Here is an 18,720-nt window from a genome sequence, read left to right on the forward strand (position 1 = left end):
GCAAGGCACCCTCAGGGCTCGCGTCCCAGGAAGGCCTCGAAAACCTCGCGGCTGGTCAGGTTGCGGGTCTCGTTGCCGAAGTGGTACCAAGCCGGTTTCTCGTCGATGAAGATCTGCGAATCGAGGGTCCAGGCCTCGCCGTCGTCAACCAGGCCGGCCGGCACGGCGTAGTGGTCGCCGGTCTTCAGACGATAGAAGAGGTGGGTGCCGCAGTGGCGGCAGAAGGCCCGCTCGGCCCAGTCCGAGGAGGCATAGAGCGTGATGCTGTCCCCGCCCTCTATGTCGACCCGTGACACCGTCTCCAGTGCCAGCAGTGGGCCGCCGCCCCAAGTGCGGCACATCCGGCAGTGGCAGGCGCCAACGTTCTGGCGGGTGGCCTCAAGGGTCAGGCGCACGGCTCCGCAAAGGCAGCTGCCGCGCGCCGTTATTCCATCTTTCATGGCATCTTCCTCGCTTGACTGCTGGCCGGGGTAGGGGGAGGCGCGGCGATCGCGGCCCCGGCACGCCGACGGTCGCCGCCCGGTTTGCCGGCTTCGTTCGAGACGGAGCCGGATCCTGTCGCGAGGCCTGCCGGACATATCAGGTATCGTTGAGGGCGGCATCCAGCGCCAGCAGCGCCGACTGCCAGGAGGCCGCATCGGCGGCTGCCCCGTAGGCCAGCGGCAGGTCATGCTCGGCGGCCATGGCATCGGCGTGCGGGTTGGAAAAGCCGTGGCTGGCTCGAGGATAGTTGATCACCTCGACGACGGCACCTTGCCTTTTGAGGGCCCGGGCCATCTCCAGTAGGCCGTGATGTTCGACGAACGGGTCCTCGGCCCCGTTGTGGATCTGGACCTTTCCCGTGAACGCCTGTGGCGTGCTCACCGACTGGGTCGGCACGCCGTGGAAGCTGATGGCGGCCTCAATCGGCATACCGGCCAGGGCCATGTTCATCACCACGCTGCCCCCGAAACAGTAGCCGATCGCCGCGATACGACTGCCGTCTACCGCCGGGTGCTCGGCGAGCCTGGCCATGGCCGCTTCCAGCCGGGCACGCGCGGCGGGCCAGTCCTCCATCACCTGGCGCGAGAACGCCTGCGCTTCATCTGGGTGCGAGGCCAACTGGCCATTGCCGTACATGTCTACCGCGAAGGCCACGAATCCCAGGGCGGCCAGCTGGTTGGCACGCGCCCGGGCGTAACTGTCCAGCCCCCACCACTCATGGACCACCAGTACCGCCGGTTGTGGACCCTCGAGACCGGCATTGCGTGCCAGGTAGCCCTGATAGGTGATGCCGCCGGTGGCATAGTCGAGGACCTCGCTGGTGACGCGTGGCCCCGTCATGACGTTGACCTCCAGGGTCTCGGAGGAAGTCGGCGGCTGTGCCGCGGCGACATTGCCGGCCGCGACCAGACCGGTCACCAGGCACAATGCAAGCATGAGAGGGCGCATGGGGGTCTCCTTGCCGGTGGCGGATGTCCTCGGTGAGGTCAGCTGTCCGGATCGTTTCATGATTTTTTAATATAGCGGGTCCGGCGGTATCCTACACGAATTGGCCGGTCGGTATGTGCTTGCGGGTGGGGTATGGCCGGGGTGACGTCGACGCGAGGCGGGCCAACGGCCGTTCAATCTGGCGGGTCGTATGGAAGTGCGCGGGTGGAAAGGAAGTGTGCTCGGGTGGCAACAGGGGCAAGCGGAGGGCCCTCGGGCAGCAGGGCCGGCCAGATCACCGGCCCCAGGCAGGGGGAGGCGAGATCAGAGCTGTTCGAGGATGGTCTCGGCGCTGCTTTGCTCCACGCCCTTGGCATCGACGCCCAGATAGTCCACCACGCCGTCGTTGGCGATCAGCGCGAAACGCTTGCAGCGCATTCCCATGCCGCCGGCGCTGGCATCCAGTTCCAGGCCCAAGGCGCGGGTAAGCTCGGCATTGCCATCGGCGAGCATGGTGATCTGTTGGGCGTTCTGGTCCTTTTGCCAGGCGCCCATCACGAAGGCGTCATTGACCGCCATGCAGGCGATGGCATCGACCCCCTTGGCCAGGATATCGTCGGCGCGGACCACGAAACCGGGCATGTGGGTATTGGAGCATCCCGGCGTGAAGGCGCCGGGAACGGCGAACAGCACCACCTTGCGGCCGGCGAAGAAGTCTCCGGTGCTCAGGTCCTCCGGCCCCTGGGAGCCGTTGGTCTTGATGGTGACATCGGGGATGCGGTCGCCCTTGGAGATCGTCATGGGGGTTTTACCTCTTGTCGGTCGGGTGGATGGCATATCGAGAGGATCATGTCGCCCGGGCCGAGGCCCGGGCGCCACGCTAATGTAGCAGTCGTCGCGGTGCTCCGGGAAATGCCGGCGACCGGCCGGGTCACGATGGCGGGTCGTCCAGGGTGAAGGCCGGGCGATGGAAGGCCGCCGCGGCTTCCACCTCGGCCACCCCGCAGATGCCGGGCTGGGGGGGGGCCTGGCCGGCGAGTACCGACAGCACCGCCCTCACGCCGTGGGAAAGCGACTCGAGGTTATAGCCCCCTTCCAGCACGAAAACCAGGTGGCCATCACAGTGCTCGCGGGCAATCTCCTGGAGCAGCCCGGTCATCGCGCCGAAGCCCTCGTAGGAGACATTGAGGGCCAGGTCGTGCCAGTGGGGATCGAAACCCGCGGAGACCAGAATCAGATCGGGCCGGAACCATTCCACCGCGGGGATGAGGATCTCGCGGAAGGCCTTTAGATAGGCCTGGTCACCCGTCCCGGGTGGCAGGGGGACATTGATGGTGGTACCTTCCCCGAGCCCTACGCCGACGTCCTCGAGTCGTCCCGAGCCAGGGTAGTAGGGAGCGGCCCGGTGGATATCAAAGAGCATCACGTCCGGGTCGGCCCAGAAGATGTCCTGGGTGCCGTTGCCATGGTGGGCGTCCCAGTCGATGATCAGTACCCGCTGGCAGCCCAGCGTGGCCCGGGCATGCTCGGCGGCTACCGCCACGTTGTTGAGCAGGCAGAAGCCCCGGGCACGGACCGGCTCGGCATGATGGCCGGGGGGACGTACCAGGGCGAAGGCGCTGTCGGTGCGCCCCGTCATCACCGCCTCGACGGCGGCAATGGCCGTGCCGGCGGCGACCTCGGCGGCATCGATGCTGCCGGGAGAGACCGCGGTGGTGTCCACATCCAGCCAGGCATTCAGGCCGCGCAGGGAATGCAGGCGTTCCAGGTAGGCGGTGGTGTGCACCCGGGCGAGTTGCTCCCGGGTCGCGGCCGCGCCGGCCTCGAAGCGCAGCCCGGGAATCGGTTCGCGCTCGAGCAGGTCGAGGATGGCGGAAAGACGGCCGGGATGCTCGGGATACTTCCAGGGGATGTTCAGGCTCGCGATCAGTTGACGAATGCGGCGATCCATGCGACCGGGAAGGAAGGGGGCGTCGCCATCCGGCTGATGGTCCAGGACACGGGCATCATAGAACGCGATCACGCGGTTGTCGTCACTCACGGGCTGGGCTCCTGTCGCGCCGATCATGAAGGAGGTGGCTACTCCACCGGGGGCGTGGGGCGCACCAGGATCTCGTTGATGTCCACATGGGCCGGCTGGTTGACCGCATAGATCACCGCGTTGGCGATGTCGCGCGGCTCCAGGGCGTGTTCCGGTGGCTCATCGAAGAAGGGGGTGTCGACCATGCCGGGTTCGATCAGGGTCACCCGGATGCCGCTGCCGCGCAGTTCCTCGCGCAGGTTGTAGCCGATGCCGGTCACTGCCCACTTGGTGGCGCCGTACATCGAGCCGGGAATGGTGGCGCGGCCAGCCGCCGAACCGGTGAGCAGCATGTGGCCACGGCTGCGCCGCAGGGCCGGCAGGGTGGCCTGTACGGTGAGGCCGACGCCGTAGATGTTGGTCAGGATCATGTCGCGCCACGCTTCGTGGTCGGCACCACTGAAGCCGCCCGGAGAGCCGCCACGTCCCGCGTTGGCGAATACCGCATCGATCCGCCCGAAACGCTCTAGGGCCTGTTCCACCATGGCTTGCTGGGCGGCCAGCGAGGTTACGTCGAGCGTGACCGTCATCACCTTCTCGGGCCCGAGCTCCCGGGCCAGCGTGTCCAGCCGCTCGGTAGAGCGGGCGGCCAGGATCAGCCGGTGACCTTCCCGGGCGGCGGCGCGGGCGGTGGCGGCCCCGATCCCGCTGGAGGCTCCGGTGATGAGCATGACTCTGTCCTGCATCGTCCTCTCCTCTCTGGGTGTCGGATCAGCCTATAGCATGGCCACAGGATGAGAGCGCTGCAACGTGCGGACACCAGGGCAAACGCATATTAGAGATTGAATCTCATTTCAGTCCAGGCAAGTGAGCTCGGTACCTCCTAGGATTACTATCCTTGTTGACGTCTTCACGACCTGACGGTCAGGTCATCAGGCAGCGGATGTTCGATCCGGCGGCCTCTCGTGGGACCATCACAACGGTAACGATAGCGACAAGCGAAGGAAGCCGGGACATGGGGAAGTCTCAAATGTTCCAGTTATAGCGCCTAAGGCTACATTAATAAGACGCGATTAAACTCAGGCGTGAGATTTCCCTGACGGCAGCGTCTGAATAGTGACCGACTTTACAATCATTCGAGATCGACCAACACTTATTCTGTCACCCCAGTACCACGATAACACCGTGGCCGAGGGGCTAAGATTGGTCTATCTTCCGGCCCAGAGGTCAGGAAGATGACAGCTGCCTGCGGGGACATAAAAAATCATGACACGCGGTCAAGACCCGTGGGGAATGACTCGCCTTTCGCAGGGCCTGATCACCAACAGCAATGGTTGCCAGCAACCATGAGGGAACGTGATCATCATGGAACCATCCAGGCAACTCATGATAGTAGGAAACGCAGCATCTCTTCAGGTCACACTGCAGCAGCTTTCAGGTTATGGATGGTCGATCCACCATGCCAATAATGCGCAGGAAGCGATGAAATTATTAAACGGAGAAGCCTGCAAGGTCGGCTTGACCACCATCGTACCGTCGGTATCCTCGCTTCCCTTTGAACTCGATTGGAGGTCCGGCTTATCGCAGATACAATGGGTAGCCATCATCGATCGTGATGCATTACAACACGACAAGGTTCGCGACCTGATCTATAATGCCTGCTACGCCTATCAAGCTCACCCCACCGATGTAAAAAAACTCGATATCTTGCTGGAGAGTGCGCTGGACATGGCAAGTCTCCATGAAGCTCACCCTATCCCGACGCTTTCCTGCCCGGGCGACGAATATCATATGGTAGGTGAAAGCCCGGTCATGCAGCAACTCTACCGAACCATCTACAAGGTGGCCGCCGCCGATGCCCCCGTACTTATTACCGGAGAATCCGGCACGGGGAAGGAACTCACGGCCCATGCCATCCATGTTCATTCATCCCGACATCATGGCCCGTTCAACGTCGTCAATTGTGGGGCTCTACCATCCGGACTCATTCAGTCCGAGCTCTTCGGTCATGAGAGGGGAGCCTTCACCGGCGCCAACCACCGCAAGATAGGCATCATAGAGAGCTCACAGGGAGGGACGCTTTTTCTCGACGAGATCGGCGACCTGCCCCTGGACATGCAAGTCAACCTGCTTCGTTTCTTGGAAAACCTCAAGGTATTTCGCGTCGGTGGTCTCCAGGAGATTCCCGTCGATGTCAGGGTTCTGGCTGCTACCCACATCGATCTCGAGAAGGCGGTGGACAGTGGAGAGTTCCGCGAGGACCTCTATCACCGGCTCAATGTGCTTCAAGTCAGGATGCCGGCGCTGAGGGATCATCCGGAGGACATAGAGCCCCTCGCCCAATTTTTCTTTCGGAAATTTTCTGCTGAAAAGCCATCTCGGGTCCATGGGTTCAGCCGCGATTGTACGGTGGTCATGCAGCAGTACCCCTGGCCGGGAAACATACGCGAACTGGTCAATCGAGTCAGGCGTTCCATGGTCATGTGCGAGCACAGGCTTATCACACCTTCCGACATGGGGCTGGAAAGAAGCCATGGCCTCTCCCGGGAAGCCGATACCCTTCAACAGGTACGCGACATGGCAGAGTCCGAAGCCATCAGGGCTGCCCTGGCACGCAACAAGCACAAGGTACGGCATGCGGCACGAGAACTGGGGGTCTCACGCGTCACCCTGTATCGGCTTATAGAGAAGCACCGTATCGACAAGAGCGGTGGCGCGGATGAGGGAAAACGGCCGATCCATCGATATCAGGATTCGTTCAACCAACCTCAACATGATGAAGGCAGGTCACAGACGCCTGCTGACCAGTCCTATTCATATTAGGAAAGGGTGTTGTGATCGACATCGGTCATGTCTCTCCCGTGCGGACGAGGCACTACTCAAGCAAGAAAAGGAAGGGAGTCATGAGTTCACGAGGCACGAGAATCCTCTACACCACTGGCCTGATATCGATGATCGGCTGCACGCCTGTTATGGCCCAGCAAATGGCACAGGATACGCAGATCCAACCGGTTGGTCAGGAGCCCGAGGAGCAGCAGGTCCAGCCAGACGTCCAGGCCATGGCGGAATATGGCGGTGTGCTGACGCCCAAGGGCAGGCTGGTACTGGAGCCGGAATTCCAGTACTCCCATGAGAGCATTAACCGCATGACATTCGAGGGTGTAGAAGTATTGAGCACCCTCCTGATCGGGGTGTTCACGGCACAGGATGTCGATCGGGACAACTATACGGCCGCGCTGACCGGCCGACTGGGCTTGACCGACCGCCTGGAACTCGAGATGAAGGTACCCTATGTCTACCGGGATGAGTCGAACCGAGTCACGGTCTCCGAAGTCGACCCCGACTTCTCTCTGGCTCGTGAGCTATCCAACGATGCGCTAGGCGATATCGAGGTGGCCGCCCACTATCAGTTCAACCGTGGCCTGGCTGGCATGCCCTATTTCATCGGCAACCTGCGCTACAAGAGCACCACCGGCGAGGGGCCCTTCGATATCCGCCGCAATAGTGCTGGCACCCCTTTGGAACTTTCAACAGGTACCGGCTTCCACTCCATCGAGCCCAGCATCACCATGCTGCTTCCCTCCGCGCCGGCCGTCTACTTCGCCAACCTGGGCTATGTCTTTCATCTTGAGGATGATGTCAACCAGCAAGTTACCCAGAATGATGAAGATCTATTCATCGATGATGTGGATCCTGGGGATGTTGTTCGGCTGAGCTTTGGCATGGCCTACTCCATCAACCCGAGGACTTCCTTCACGCTGGGCTACAAGAACGACTTCATCGGTGAGACCGAGACAGAATATGTCAACAACAGCGACGGCACCACCACTCGGGTCAATTCCAATACCCTGAACGTCGGCTCCCTGCTGTTAGGATGGTCCTATCGGATGAACCCTGATGTCTCCGTCAACCTGGGCCTAGAGCTCGGTATCACCGAGGATGCCCCGGACACGACCCTTAGCCTTCGCATGCCCATCGGTATGAACGCCTTCTAGCCAGGGACCTACGCCAAGGACACAACACCCGACGGCTGCCGAATCGGCAGCCGTCGCATTGCCTTCATCAAATTGCCTTCTGCGAGGGCGGCAGTCGGCTGATACCTGTTAGCGCAGGATACCTGAAAAAGAATCCATGATAGAAGCGCGCTGCTTGGCAGCTCTCAGTGCCCCGATATTGTTAAGTCGAATGTCGATATCGATCCGCTGTTGAATATCTCGCCCGGAGGCATTGCTCACCACACCACTCACGATGGCGTTACGAGTGATATTGTGCAGGGCCGCCGTGAAGCCCTTGGGGTCGTTCAAGGCAATCCCGGAAAAGTCCGCCAGGCCCGAGAGATCGATACCACCGGGGGTTATGTCGGTTACTGATAGTTCGGTACCGGCTCCCATCCGACTGGCTGACCTAGAGGGATCACGGAAGGTCTGGGAGACGAGATCGGTTCCCGCTTTCGTGAAGTTTACAACCGATACCAACTCGATACTGTTGTCGATCATCGTCTGCAACCTGGCCCCGAAATCTACGTCGAGACCACCGATATTGAACCCTGCCCGCATCTGATCGAGCTCGGTCTCGGCGATGACGGCCCCTCGGTGGAAGACATCCCGCGTCGCAGACGGTGACGAAATCTCCGTATAGAGTCTCGCTGATGCCTGGTCGTTCGAGTCATGTGCCCATTGCCCCTTTACCCACGCGTCGTTTGCTGCCGGAGAGGCCGCCTGGGTTCCTGCTGTCACCATCACCAGCAGAGCACCCATCCACCACCCCCCACCGATCCTTTGCATCATCCTAGCGAGCGATAGCATCTTCACATCTCCTCATCACCGGCCCATCTCATTGCTGGCGGGCAGGGTCAGCAGGCTGGCCCCGATGCTTGAGCGATTCACGCCTCTTGCCAGCGGTGAGTCGGGGCGCACGGCCCAATCCTTCTCGTTGTTGAAGTGGTTACGGGCAACCTCGATCTCCTCACGCGCCCCCAGAACCGTTCCGTTCCATAGGGCCTCGAAGTGCTCTCTCGGCACTACCTGAGTGCCTGCCGCGGGATCGCCCACCAGGATATTATCGGCATCGATGCCCTTGACGACGACGAAATGCTTGTAGCCTCCAGTATCCACCATGGTAATGGCAGGCACCCCGATTTTAATGAAGTCATCCAGGGTGATCCTGAACCCGTCGGCATTGAGTCCTTGGGCATCCAGGTAACGCTTCATGTCCAGCATGGAAAAACCATGTCGCTGGATCTGTTCGGCCTTTCCGGCATGGATCATGCTCTCGAAGACCTCTGCCTCGGTGGTTTTACGCTGGTAGTGAAAGGTCAGCAGGGTTGCAACGGATGCGGAGCCACAGCTGAAGTCGTATTGTTGCCTGATTACCCTGTCCCAGCCCTTCTCCTGTAGGCTCTTGACCTCGACCTGAAAGCTGCCGAAATCATTCGCAATGGCCACCTGGCCAGCATGGGCGACCAATGTGCTCCCAATGAGAACGAGTGACGCCATGCCAAAGCAGAATTGTCTGGTCAGTTTCATGGCACGTCTTCCCTTGGCTGGAACATCATGGGGCCGAATCTGGTCAAGGTTCAGTTGGCGATGAAGACACTGATCCCCACGGCATTGTTGATGGAGTTTCCGCCGCCGGTCACGGCGTTGAAGATTCCCGTACCACTATAGTTACCTAATGCATCGGGAGCGAAGCTGATGTTGCCCGAGACCATATCTCCACCGATATCGAAGGAAGTATCTGCCACCGAGGCCTTCATGTTCTGGACGCTTTTTACCGTATTGAAATTGACGATTGCATCACCCTCCCTGGCCCGTGCCTTGTCCATCTCCTCCAAGTCCATCCTCTCCATCGCGGCGAAGCCTTCTGCTTGAGGCGCAAGGCGATCATCTGCCTGGCTCTTTGATGCCTCGAAGGTGATCAGCACCAGGGAGAAGGCGAGAGCCATCAACTGCAGCTGTGGATGAGGCAAGGTTGTTGGAGTTGAAATGATTGATAACACCTTCATGGCCTTGACTCCCGGTATCCGGTTCATAGGGACAGTTCATCAAGGGAGCCGGTGGAGTTCACCTCCACCAGCTCCCGGCTCATCCGAGCGCCTCATGCATTCAGTATCAGTTGCCGATGCTCACGTTGCTGTGAGCCGCGACGTTGGTACCAGCCACCTGGGAGTTATAGAGGCCGGTGGACACGTTCATGTTGTTGATGCCACCGAACATTCCTGTACCAACGGACACATTGGCCGCACCGGTAGCCAGGCTGGCAGCGCCGCCATTGCCGCCGTTACCACCGGCTCCGCCATTACCGGCGAAGGCGAAGGCGTCACCGGTGGTGCCTTGGCCGGCGCCGCCGGCGCCGCCGTTGCCATTGCCGCCGTTACCGGCCAGGGCATCGGCATTGCCGCCATTGCCGCCGTTGCCGGCCAGGGCGGCACCCTCGCCGGTGCCGGTACCGGTGCCGGTGCCGGTTCCAGCCCCTCCGTCGCCAGAGCTTGCGCTGGCGGTGGCAGCAGAGTCAGCCGCGGCATCCTGAGTGCCACCGGCGGTGTTGTCATCATCGATATCCTCACCGGCGAGAATGGCAGCGATGTTCGCGGCCAAGGAACCGGAGGCCGCAGCGGAGCCGGAGGCGGTATCGCCACCCACACCGGCACCGAGTCCATCGCCGAGACCCACGCCGCTGCCGGTGGCGTCGCCGCCTTGGGCCCCTTCACCGCCGACAGCCACGGCCGCGCCACCGGCACCGCCGGTACCGTTGCCACCGTTACCGCCGACGCCGATGCCGAGATTCACGGCAGCCGCCGTGCCACCCGTGCCGCCCTGGGCCCCTCCAGCGCCTGCGCCACCGATGATGGTGATGCCGGCACCGACCACAGTGGAGTTCATCTCCTGGGTCGAGATCACGCTGGTGGAGGTGTTATAGGACTCGCTCATGGCCCAGGCATCCCCGCCACGGCCCACGGAACCGCCATTGCCCCCGGTACCGGTCCCGGTACCGTAGCCACCGGTGCCGGCGCCACCGGTGCCGCCGTTGGCCCCGATGGACTCGTCATCGTTGGAGTCATCGTTGTTAACCCCTCCATTGGCACTACCGCCAAGGCCGAGGCCTCCGGTACCGAAACCAGTACCGGTACCACCGTTGCCACCACCGCTGCTGCCGCCGACCGCAGTGGCCGTGGAATTCACGTCCTGGTCGGCTCCATCAGAGAAGGTAGCACTCGGGTTCGCGTGCGCCGTGGAGATGGCCATCACCATGGCCAGCAGAGGGGTACCCGCTATTACAAGATACTTTTTCATGATCATGTCTCCATTTGTTGTGTCTGCTGCAGCCTGCGAACTCGCGCCATCGTCCCTACGTTCACTCCTGGTTCCCTGAATGACGCTGCTTACTCGCAGTCACCAACCCATACAGCATGATCCATGCCAGTTGAGAACTCCTCGGATGCAATAGGTAATAGACTGCAAACGGAAGATTTATAAGTATTTACTACAATTCTTTCTGCTAAAGCACTGAGATGATCATAAATAAATCAATTCCTTATGGTGAGTGGGTGCGCGAAAATTCTTCATCAGACACTTAGGTGCCGGTCGCTTTAGCGTGTTTTTAATCGCAAAACATTCTAATGATCTATAAAAAATGATTAAAAATAGAAGCATTAAGATGCTTTTATCCAAGCGGTGCGCTTTCACCCTTTTGTGAAGCGAGATATGGCCTATCGGTGAGTTATAATCGTATGATTTTTATAAAATAAATTTTCACCCGGCTTTGATGTTATGAATAAGACGAGTTCAGGACAATAAAGGTATTGCCAGCGGCCATTAGCAACTAAATGGTTTAGTGCTTCAGGGGTGAAACACTAAAACCGGTGAAAAAGCCTGGCGTGCCATGCATTCCTTTCAGAAACAGTCCAGTAACGACATCACAAGAAGTGACTCAGTAGCATTACAACAAGTATCAAAAAAGTAACTATTTAGGCGGTTGCCGCGTGAGGTCCGCCAACTCCTTGTTTTCTCTGGCATACTACCGCCATTCGGCTTGCACCTCATCCGGTGACATGACCCTCAGCGGCATCAACGCCCCCAATGTCAGGATCACCACGATGCCATCGCCCCGCGGGGCGATGGCATCGTCAGCGCCAAGGGGGAAGGCTTCAGCGCAGCGTCAGGGCAGCGGCGCCGGTATCCTCGCCCACGGCATCGTGGTAGGCCTTGGCTTCCTCGGCCTCGACCTCCGGTGAGAAGCGCACCACCAGGGCGCACAGGGAGGCGATCACCACGGCGATGCCGAGGTAGAAGAGCCCCTGCTGGTAGCTCAGCGACTCCGAGCGGAACAAGAAGCCGGCGGCGACCGCCCCGGCGTTACCGCCGGCGCCGACGATGCCGGCCACCGCACCCAGCGCCTTCTTGTTGATGAAGGGCACGACGCCGAAGGTGGCCCCCTCGGCCATCTGTACGAAGAGGCTGAACACCAGCATGATGCCGATGGCCAGCGCCAGCACGTGCATCTGCGAGAAGAACATCAGCGCGACGCCCTCGCAGAGCATGGCGATAAACAGCCAGCGTACCCGGCCCTTGAGGCCGCCGTTCCTGGCGAACAGATCGGAGAAGATGCCGCCCAGGGTACGGGCGAACAGGTTCATCAGGCCGAACAGGCCGGCGATCATCCCGGCGGTGGCCAGGGTCAGGTCGAAGTGGTCGAAGTAATAGATGGCGGCGATGTTGTTGATGGTCAGCTCGACGCCGAAACAGGCGGCATAGACCACGAACAGGGCCCAGACGCGGATGTCCTTGGCGGCGGCGGCGAAGCTCTGGCCCATGCCGTGCTCGCCGCTGGCCGGTGGCAGTTCACCGCGGGCACGCAGCTCATCGAAGTTGCCGTCCGGGGCATCCTGGGTGAACAGGTAGTAGGCAATCCCGGTGAGGAATAGCACCACGCCGGGGACCACCATGGCCAGGCGCCAGCCGAAGGCCTCGTTGACGCCGAGCATCAGCAGGCCGGAGAACACCAGCGGCATCAGGATCTGGGTGGTGCCACCGCCCAGGTTGCCCCAGCCGGCGGAGGTCGCATTGGCGGTGCCAACCACGTTAGGGCCGAACATCACCGAGGTGTGATACTGGGTGATCACGAAGGACGCGCCGATGGCGCCGATGGCCAGGCGGGCCAGGAAGAAGGACTCGAAGCTGTCGGCAAAGCCGATACACATTACCGGCAGCGAGCCCAGGCAGAGCAGCCAGGTATAGGCCTTGCGAGGGCCGATCTTGTCACACAGCACGCCGATGGCCAGTCGCACGATCACGGTAATGGCCACCGAGGCGATGATGGTGTTGCCGATCTGGGTCTTGGTCAGGCCGAGGTCATCGCGGACTACCGCCATCAGCGGGGCGATGCCGAACCAGCCGAAGAAGCAGATATGGAAGGCGAACCACGAGAAGTGGAAGGCCCGCATCTGAGGGGTGTTGAAGGTGAACAGGCGTATCCTGTTGGCCTTGTTGCGCAGTTCCATGGGAATACCTCATCGAGGGACGTTCGAACACACGATCCTGGGCCTTCGCCGTTGAAGGTCGGGTCCGACGCACTCGTACTCCCAAGGGAGCCTGGTCCACGCCTGCCACTTGTCTGTCCCCTTTCAAGCAATAATATTGCCAAGTAATTTTTTTATCTTAAATTTCAGTTGATTGTGTGGTTTTTGGCTTCCTGGGGCCAGGCCCCCTTCGACCATCGAGGTGACAGCAGGGTGCAGAGTGGTATCGGGGATGCTTCGCCATGGTGCTGCCCCAACGTTGCGGGCCAAGGTGTGCCTCACCGCATGGCCACCCAGCGGTCGCAGTAGAAGTAGGCAGAGTGGGCCAGCCAGTTCGGGTCGGGGTAGTAGGTGAAGAGGTACTGGCCTTCCTTGAGGCTGTCGATCAGCGAGGCAGCCACCGGCTGGCGCACGGCCGGGCAGCCGTGGCTGCGCCCCAGGCGGCCGGTACGCTCGATGAAGGCCTCACTGACGTAGTCGGCGCCGTGGATGACGATGGCGCGCCGATAGGCCAGGTCGTTGACCCCCGGCTCGAGGCCCTCCAGGCGCAGCGAATAGCCGTTGCGGCCCTGATAGCTGTTCAGGGTACGGAACAGTCCCAGGCTCGACTGGTGGCTATCGGGCACGTTGGAGAAACGCTTGGCCAGGGCGTTGCCGGAGCCCTGGCCGTGGGAGACCAGCTCGCGGAACAACAGCCGCTTACGGTGGAGGTCGAAGACCCACAGTCGCCGCTCGGTGGAGGGCAGAGAGAAGTCGATCACCGCCAGGCGTTGGGCGGTGGGGTCGGCGCAGCGCAGGGCCCGGGCGGCGAGGTGCAGCACCTCGGGGTCGGCCCGGGGGGCCAGGTGAGTCAAGGTGCTGGTGAGCGAGGGAGAAGGAGAGGAGGGGAGTGAATGCCCCGGCGCGCGCATGGCGGCACGGGTCATGAAGTCGCCCCCCAGAGCGGGAAGGCTCTGCACCAGCAGGGCGACGGCCAGCAGCGGGCCGGTCGAAGGGCGCAACGAACGCATCGGTAGCATGGCGAGTCCCAGGAATGAGTGCTTGTCGTTTTTTATGACGAGGCGCCGCAAGTGCTGTCATCGTCCCTTGTATCGGCCGCCCCCTCGGGCCGTATTGTGGTCATGACGGTCCCTCTTGTCAGCCAGTCGTCGGGAGGTCACCTCATGCAAACAGCGGATACTCTGACAAGAACCCTGACAAGAGGGCTACGCCGGTGGGGAGTGGCCCTGCTGCTGTCGCTGGGGGCGGTGGTCGCTTCGGCCGACGCGCCGGTGGCGCCGGCCGAGCCTGGGGCGCCCTCCGCGGTGGAGCGTCTGAGCGGGGAAGGCGAGCGCCTCGCACGCTTCTATGCCCTACACGACGGGGGGCTGGTCTGGCAGGACGAAGCCAAGGTGGCCTCCCTGGTGGAGCTGTTGCAGCGACTCGATGGCGAGGGGCTGACGTCCCGGGACTATCGTCCCGAGCTGCTGCGCAACGAGGCTCGAGCGGCCTTCGACGAGGCCGCGGGCACCGAGGCGCGGGTACGCTTCGACCGGCGGGCCAGCCAGACGCTGCTGACGGCGCTTGGCCACCTGCAGCGGGGCAAGCTGGACCCCGAGCACCTCTATCCCGGCTGGGAGATGCCGGTGCCGCCACCCGCGCTGGATCTGACGGCGATCTCCCGCGCCCTGGAAGCCGGCGAGGTGAGCGAGGTGCTGGCCATGGCGCGGCCCGCTTCCGAGGACTATGATGCCCTGCGCCAGGCCCTGACCCGCTATCGCCACATCGTTCGCCTGGGCGGCTGGCCGCGGCTGCCGGTGCGCGACACCGCGCTGCACCCCGGTGACGTGCATGAGGACGTGGCCCTGCTGCGCCGGCGCCTGGCCGTGATCGGCGAACTGGAAGTGATGGTGGCGGACGTGGACTACTATTCGGGGATCGCGCTCGAGGCCCCGGCGCCACATCACTACGATGCCCCCCTGGTCGAGGCGGTGCGCCGCTTCCAGCGCCGGCACCTGCTCGACGACGATGGCGTGATTGGGGCCGAGACCCGGGCGGCACTCAATGTGCCGGCCACCCAGCGCCTGGCGACGCTTCGTGCCAACCTGGAGCGGGCACGCTGGTGGTCGGGCGGTTTGCCCGTTCCCCATGTGCGAGTGGATGTCGCCGGCCAGCGGCTGCGCTACCGGCGTCCTAACGGCAGGGTCTGGGAGACCCGCGTCATCGTCGGTCAGCCCGGCCGATCGACCCCGGTGCTGCAGTCGTCGATCACCCACCTGACCCTCAATCCCACCTGGACGGTGCCGCCGACCATCCTGCGCGAGGACGTGTTGCCTCGGGTGCGTCGTGATCCCAGCTACCTGGCGGCACATAATATGGTGGTGTTGAGCCCTCAGGGGCGGCGGCTGGATCCGGGGCGCATCGACGAGTGGCGTCCCGGGGCCGTGATGCTGCGCCAGCGGGCCGGTCCGCGGAACCCCTTGGGTCTGCTGGTGCTGCGCTTCCCCAACGATCATCTGGTCTATCTCCACGACACCCCCGATCAGCACCTCTTCCAGCGGCTCCGGCGGGCCCTGAGCTCCGGCTGCATTCGCGTGGAGGGCATCCTCGAACTGGCGGGACTGCTGTTCCAGGATACCGGCACGGAACGCGATCTCCGGGGGCTGATTGCCAGCGGCCGGACCCGCGACGTCGATCTGGCCCGGACGGTGCCGTTGGCTCTGCAATACTGGACGGCCTGGGGGGAGGGCAGTGGCCTGCCGAGCTTCCGACCGGACATCTACGGCCGCGACGGCGCCCTGCTCGCCGCCCTGGACCGTCCGGTGATGCGTTAGGACGTGAGGTCCCCTTGATTCAATTCAGCGGCGTCACTGGTAGCCCTTGGCCTGCAGTCGGAACAGTTGGGCGTAGCGGCCGCCCAAGGCCAGCAGGCTCTGGTGGTCGCCGCGCTCGAGGATGCGTCCGCCGTCGATCACCAGGATCTGGTCGGCGGCGCGCACCGTGGAGAAGCGATGCGAGATCAGCAGGGTCATGCGGTCACGGGCATGTTCGCGGAAGTCGGCATACACGGCGGCCTCGGCGGCGGCGTCCATGGCTGCGGTGGGCTCGTCCAGTACCAGGATGTCGGCCTCCTCACGCATGTAGGCCCGTGACAGGGCGACCTTCTGCCACTGCCCGCCGGACAGCTCCTGCCCACCCTTGAACCAGCGCCCCAGTTGGGTGTGGTAGCCGAATGGCATCGCAGTGATGAAGTCGTCGGCCAGCCCGCGCCGGGCGGCCTCCTGCCAGCGTGCCTCGTCATCGAAGGCGGTCACGTCACCGGCGCCCAGGTTCTCGCCCACCTTCAGCTGGTAGCGCATGAAGTCCTGGAAGATCACCCCGATGCGCCGGCGCAGGGCCTGGATGTCCCAGTCGCGCAGGTCGCTGCCATCGAGCAGGATGCGTCCCGCATCGGGCTCGTAGAGCCGGGTCAGCAGCTTGATCAGGGTGGTCTTGCCGGAGCCGTTCTCGCCCACCAAGGCCAGGCTCTGCCCGGGGCGCAGGTGCAGGGAGATGCTGGCGAGTGCCGGCGTGTCGCTGCCCGGGTAGGTGAAGGCGACTTCCTCGAAGCGGATGCCGTCGCCGGGAAGCACGCCTTGGGTAAGACGGCCGGCCTCGCTGGGAACCGGCTGCTCCAGGTACTCGTAGAGGTTCGACAGGTAGAGGTTGTCCTCGTACATGCCGCTGATTGCGGTGAGGCTGGCCGACAGCGCCGCCTGGCCCTGCTTGAAGACCATTAGGTACATGGTCATCTGGCCCAGCGTTAGCCGGCCCGCCACGGTGTCCACCACCACCCAGCCGTAGGCGCCGTAGAAGGCCAGGGTCCCGAGCAGGCCGAGCAAGAAGCCCCACGTATCGCGGCGAATGGTCAGGCGGCGGTCCTCCGCGTAGAGGGTATCGAAGATGTCGCGATAGCGCCCGAGCAGTAGCGGTTCGAGGCCGAACAGCTTGACCTCCTTGATGCTGTCCTCGCGGGCCAGCACGGTCTCCAGGTACATCTGCATGCGGGTCTGCGGCGAGCGCCAGCGGAACAGCCGGAACGCATCGCCCGAGAACTTGGCCTCGGAGAGGAACACCGGCAGGGCCCCGGCGACGAGCAGCGCGATCGCCCAGGGTGAGAACTGCACCAGCAGCACGCCGAAGCTGACCAGCGAGACGCCATTCTGCAAGAGCCCGAAGGTCTTGTTGACCAGCGCCAAGGGACGGGTTGAAGCCTCGCGGCGGGCACGGGTCAGCTTGTCGTAGAAGTCCGCGTCCTCGAACTGGGCAAGCGCGAGGGTGCCGGCCTTCTCGAGGATCATCACGTTGACCTTCTGGCCGAGCAGCGCCCGCAGCAGCGACTGCTGGGCCGACAGGCCGCGCCGGGCGAGGTGGATGGTGGCGATGATCAGGGCCTCCAGCGCCACGTACTGCAGCACCGGCGTGGCCAGGGTGACGAGCGAGGCATCGCCCTGGCGGTGCAGTTCCATGGCGGCCACCACGGCATCGACGATCAGCTGGCCGACCCAGGCGGCGATGGCCGGCAGCACGCCGGCCACCAGGGTGCAGGCCGCCAGTCCCAGGGTCAGGCCACGCGAGGTGTCCCACACCAGGCCCAGGGCCCGGCGGCTGTAGCGGAAGACACCGAGGAAGCCGGTGAGGGGAGGAGACGATTGCGGGGGAGCGGATGCCGCCAAGCCGAAGGGCCCTTCAGGGATGACCGGTCCAGTGTATCAGACTCCACCGCGGCTTCCTGGAGCGCCCGTTTCGCGACACCCTTGGGAATCACCGTAGTGAGCCGTGGGCCTTCTGAATGGCCGACTCGACACCAGTGACGAAGTCCTCCTCGGCGATCTCCTCGGCGAGGAAGTCCAGCAGGGCCCGGACCGAGGGCAGCAGGCAGCGCCGGGACGGGAAGACGGCATGCAGGATGCCGCCCCGGGGCGCCCAGCCCGGCAGCACGTCGATCAAGCGTCCTGCCTGAAGGTCCTTGCCGCCCACCAGCAGGCCTAGCTTGACCACGCCCATCCCCGCCAGGGCGGCCTCGTGCAGGGTCTCGGCGCTGTCCGTGACCAGGCGCGGTCGATGCGCGATCCGGGCGGTGACCCCGTCCGGGCCGACCAGGTCCCAGCGATGCTGCTTGTCGGGCTGGTCGAAATCCAGGCTGGGGAGCCGGCACAGGTCGGCGGGCGCGCGGGGCCGTGGATGGTCCTCGAACAAGCCGGGGGCCGCCACCAGTCGCTGGGGACTGCGCGACAGGACCTTCATGGTTAGGTCGCTGTCCTCCAGGGGCGGAAAGCGGATGCGGATCGCCATGTCGAAGCCTTCCTTGACCACGTCCACCCGGCGGCTGGTGGCTTCCACCTGGACATCGACCTTGGGGTACTTCGCCATGAAGCGGACCAGCAGGGGGGTGATCAGGTAATGCAGCACGCTCGGCGAGCAGCTCAGCCGCACCACGCCCCGGGGCTCGGCGCGATTGCGCTGGATCAGCTCGTCCGCCGCCTCCGCCTCCACCAGCATCGCCACGCAATGCCGATAGAAGGCCTGGCCGATCTCGGTCACCGAGAAGTGGCGCGTCGAGCGATTGACCAGCCGTGTCTCCAGGCGCTCCTCCAGCTGGGCGATGCGCCGGCTCAGCTTCGACTTGGGGATCCCCAGGGCGCGGCCGGCCGGCGCGAACCCCCCGTGATCCACTACCTGCACGAAGTAATAGAGGTCGTTGAGGTCCTGCATTCGATCGTCCTATTATTGCAACGGTCCGTGCCGAATGTGC

Annotated in this window: 16 protein-coding genes; 3 read left to right on the forward strand and 13 right to left on the reverse strand. The window is 63.1% G+C overall.

Annotated elements, in window-relative coordinates; all coding sequences use genetic code 11:
* Positions 1–11: 11 nt before the first annotated feature.
* The 5 genes from FHR94_RS04590 to FHR94_RS04610 form a co-directional block, all read right to left on the reverse strand.
* A complete protein-coding gene (locus FHR94_RS04590; protein ID WP_183324436.1) occupies positions 12–440 on the reverse strand; it encodes a GFA family protein in 429 nt (142 codons plus the stop codon).
* A 139-nt stretch (positions 441–579) separates the two neighbouring features.
* Positions 580–1,431: a dienelactone hydrolase family protein gene (locus tag FHR94_RS04595; RefSeq protein ID WP_183324437.1), complete on the reverse strand. Its 852-nt coding sequence runs from the start codon at positions 1,429–1,431 to the stop codon at positions 580–582.
* 303 nt (positions 1,432–1,734) lie between these two features.
* Positions 1,735–2,211 (reverse strand): peroxiredoxin, encoded by a 477-nt coding sequence (locus FHR94_RS04600; protein WP_183324438.1) that lies wholly within the window; start codon positions 2,209–2,211, stop codon positions 1,735–1,737.
* Positions 2,212–2,341: 130 nt separating this feature from the next.
* Positions 2,342–3,451: a histone deacetylase family protein gene (locus FHR94_RS04605; RefSeq protein WP_343064632.1), complete on the reverse strand. Its 1,110-nt coding sequence runs from the start codon at positions 3,449–3,451 to the stop codon at positions 2,342–2,344.
* A 38-nt stretch (positions 3,452–3,489) separates the two neighbouring features.
* Complete coding sequence (locus tag FHR94_RS04610) at positions 3,490–4,176, reverse strand: SDR family oxidoreductase (protein WP_183324440.1); 687 nt, start codon at positions 4,174–4,176, stop codon at positions 3,490–3,492.
* Between the two features lie 619 nt (positions 4,177–4,795).
* Between FHR94_RS04610 and FHR94_RS04615 the strand changes: the two genes are divergently transcribed.
* Both FHR94_RS04615 and FHR94_RS04620 read left to right on the forward strand, forming a co-directional pair.
* On the forward strand, positions 4,796–6,253 hold the full coding sequence (locus FHR94_RS04615) for a sigma-54 dependent transcriptional regulator (protein ID WP_183324485.1): 1,458 nt from the start codon (positions 4,796–4,798) through the stop codon (positions 6,251–6,253).
* An 11-nt stretch (positions 6,254–6,264) separates the two neighbouring features.
* Positions 6,265–7,425 (forward strand): transporter, encoded by a 1,161-nt coding sequence (locus tag FHR94_RS04620; RefSeq protein ID WP_183324441.1) that lies wholly within the window; start codon positions 6,265–6,267, stop codon positions 7,423–7,425.
* 108 nt (positions 7,426–7,533) lie between these two features.
* Here the strand turns inward: FHR94_RS04620 and FHR94_RS04625 are convergent, their stop codons facing one another.
* From FHR94_RS04625 to FHR94_RS04650, 6 genes are all read right to left on the reverse strand, one after another.
* On the reverse strand, positions 7,534–8,235 hold the full coding sequence (locus FHR94_RS04625; protein ID WP_183324442.1) for a hypothetical protein: 702 nt from the start codon (positions 8,233–8,235) through the stop codon (positions 7,534–7,536).
* Positions 8,236–8,250: 15 nt separating this feature from the next.
* The gene (locus FHR94_RS04630; RefSeq protein ID WP_183324443.1) at positions 8,251–8,955 is read right to left on the reverse strand and encodes a C39 family peptidase; all 705 of its coding nucleotides are present in this window, start codon (positions 8,953–8,955) and stop codon (positions 8,251–8,253) included.
* A gap of 50 nt (positions 8,956–9,005) precedes the next feature.
* Positions 9,006–9,434 carry a hypothetical protein gene (locus FHR94_RS04635; RefSeq protein ID WP_183324444.1) on the reverse strand — a complete coding sequence of 143 codons (429 nt, stop codon included), beginning with the start codon at positions 9,432–9,434 and terminating at the stop codon, positions 9,006–9,008.
* Between the two features lie 106 nt (positions 9,435–9,540).
* Positions 9,541–10,722, reverse strand: coding sequence for a hypothetical protein (locus tag FHR94_RS04640; RefSeq protein WP_183324445.1), 1,182 nt, complete (start codon positions 10,720–10,722; stop codon positions 9,541–9,543).
* Positions 10,723–11,576: 854 nt separating this feature from the next.
* Positions 11,577–12,929, reverse strand: coding sequence for an MFS transporter (locus FHR94_RS04645; protein ID WP_183324446.1), 1,353 nt, complete (start codon positions 12,927–12,929; stop codon positions 11,577–11,579).
* A 296-nt stretch (positions 12,930–13,225) separates the two neighbouring features.
* A complete protein-coding gene (locus FHR94_RS04650; protein ID WP_183324447.1) occupies positions 13,226–13,966 on the reverse strand; it encodes a murein L,D-transpeptidase catalytic domain family protein in 741 nt (246 codons plus the stop codon).
* A gap of 144 nt (positions 13,967–14,110) precedes the next feature.
* On the opposite strand from FHR94_RS04650, the gene FHR94_RS04655 reads away from it, so the two are divergent.
* Positions 14,111–15,760 carry a L,D-transpeptidase family protein gene (locus FHR94_RS04655; protein WP_183324448.1) on the forward strand — a complete coding sequence of 550 codons (1,650 nt, stop codon included), beginning with the start codon at positions 14,111–14,113 and terminating at the stop codon, positions 15,758–15,760.
* Between the two features lie 33 nt (positions 15,761–15,793).
* Here the strand turns inward: FHR94_RS04655 and FHR94_RS04660 are convergent, their stop codons facing one another.
* Both FHR94_RS04660 and FHR94_RS04665 read right to left on the reverse strand, forming a co-directional pair.
* Entirely contained in the window at positions 15,794–17,641 is a 1,848-nt protein-coding gene (locus FHR94_RS04660; protein WP_183324449.1) for an ABC transporter ATP-binding protein, read from the reverse strand.
* Between the two features lie 88 nt (positions 17,642–17,729).
* Positions 17,730–18,680 (reverse strand): LysR family transcriptional regulator, encoded by a 951-nt coding sequence (locus tag FHR94_RS04665; protein WP_183324450.1) that lies wholly within the window; start codon positions 18,678–18,680, stop codon positions 17,730–17,732.
* Between the last annotated feature and the right edge of the window lie 40 nt (positions 18,681–18,720).

The organism is Halomonas cerina, from assembly GCF_014192215.1.
Taxonomy (GTDB): Bacteria; Pseudomonadota; Gammaproteobacteria; order Pseudomonadales; family Halomonadaceae; genus Halomonas; species Halomonas cerina.

Excerpts from the sequence above, each read along its gene's own strand:
- FHR94_RS04590 (WP_183324436.1), bottom strand. The coding sequence starts at position 440 with ATGAAAGATGGAATAACGGCGCGCGGCAGCTGCCTTTGCGGAGCCGTG.
- FHR94_RS04595 (WP_183324437.1), bottom strand. The coding sequence starts at position 1,431 with ATGCGCCCTCTCATGCTTGCATTGTGCCTGGTGACCGGTCTGGTCGCG.
- FHR94_RS04600 (WP_183324438.1), bottom strand. The coding sequence starts at position 2,211 with ATGACGATCTCCAAGGGCGACCGCATCCCCGATGTCACCATCAAGACC.
- FHR94_RS04610 (WP_183324440.1), bottom strand. The coding sequence starts at position 4,176 with ATGCAGGACAGAGTCATGCTCATCACCGGAGCCTCCAGCGGGATCGGG.
- FHR94_RS04615 (WP_183324485.1), top strand. The coding sequence starts at position 4,796 with ATGGAACCATCCAGGCAACTCATGATAGTAGGAAACGCAGCATCTCTT.
- FHR94_RS04625 (WP_183324442.1), bottom strand. The coding sequence starts at position 8,235 with ATGCTATCGCTCGCTAGGATGATGCAAAGGATCGGTGGGGGGTGGTGG.
- FHR94_RS04630 (WP_183324443.1), bottom strand. The coding sequence starts at position 8,955 with ATGAAACTGACCAGACAATTCTGCTTTGGCATGGCGTCACTCGTTCTC.
- FHR94_RS04635 (WP_183324444.1), bottom strand. The coding sequence starts at position 9,434 with ATGAAGGTGTTATCAATCATTTCAACTCCAACAACCTTGCCTCATCCA.
- FHR94_RS04640 (WP_183324445.1), bottom strand. The coding sequence starts at position 10,722 with ATGAAAAAGTATCTTGTAATAGCGGGTACCCCTCTGCTGGCCATGGTG.
- FHR94_RS04645 (WP_183324446.1), bottom strand. The coding sequence starts at position 12,929 with ATGGAACTGCGCAACAAGGCCAACAGGATACGCCTGTTCACCTTCAAC.
- FHR94_RS04650 (WP_183324447.1), bottom strand. The coding sequence starts at position 13,966 with ATGCTACCGATGCGTTCGTTGCGCCCTTCGACCGGCCCGCTGCTGGCC.
- FHR94_RS04655 (WP_183324448.1), top strand. The coding sequence starts at position 14,111 with ATGCAAACAGCGGATACTCTGACAAGAACCCTGACAAGAGGGCTACGC.
- FHR94_RS04665 (WP_183324450.1), bottom strand. The coding sequence starts at position 18,680 with ATGCAGGACCTCAACGACCTCTATTACTTCGTGCAGGTAGTGGATCAC.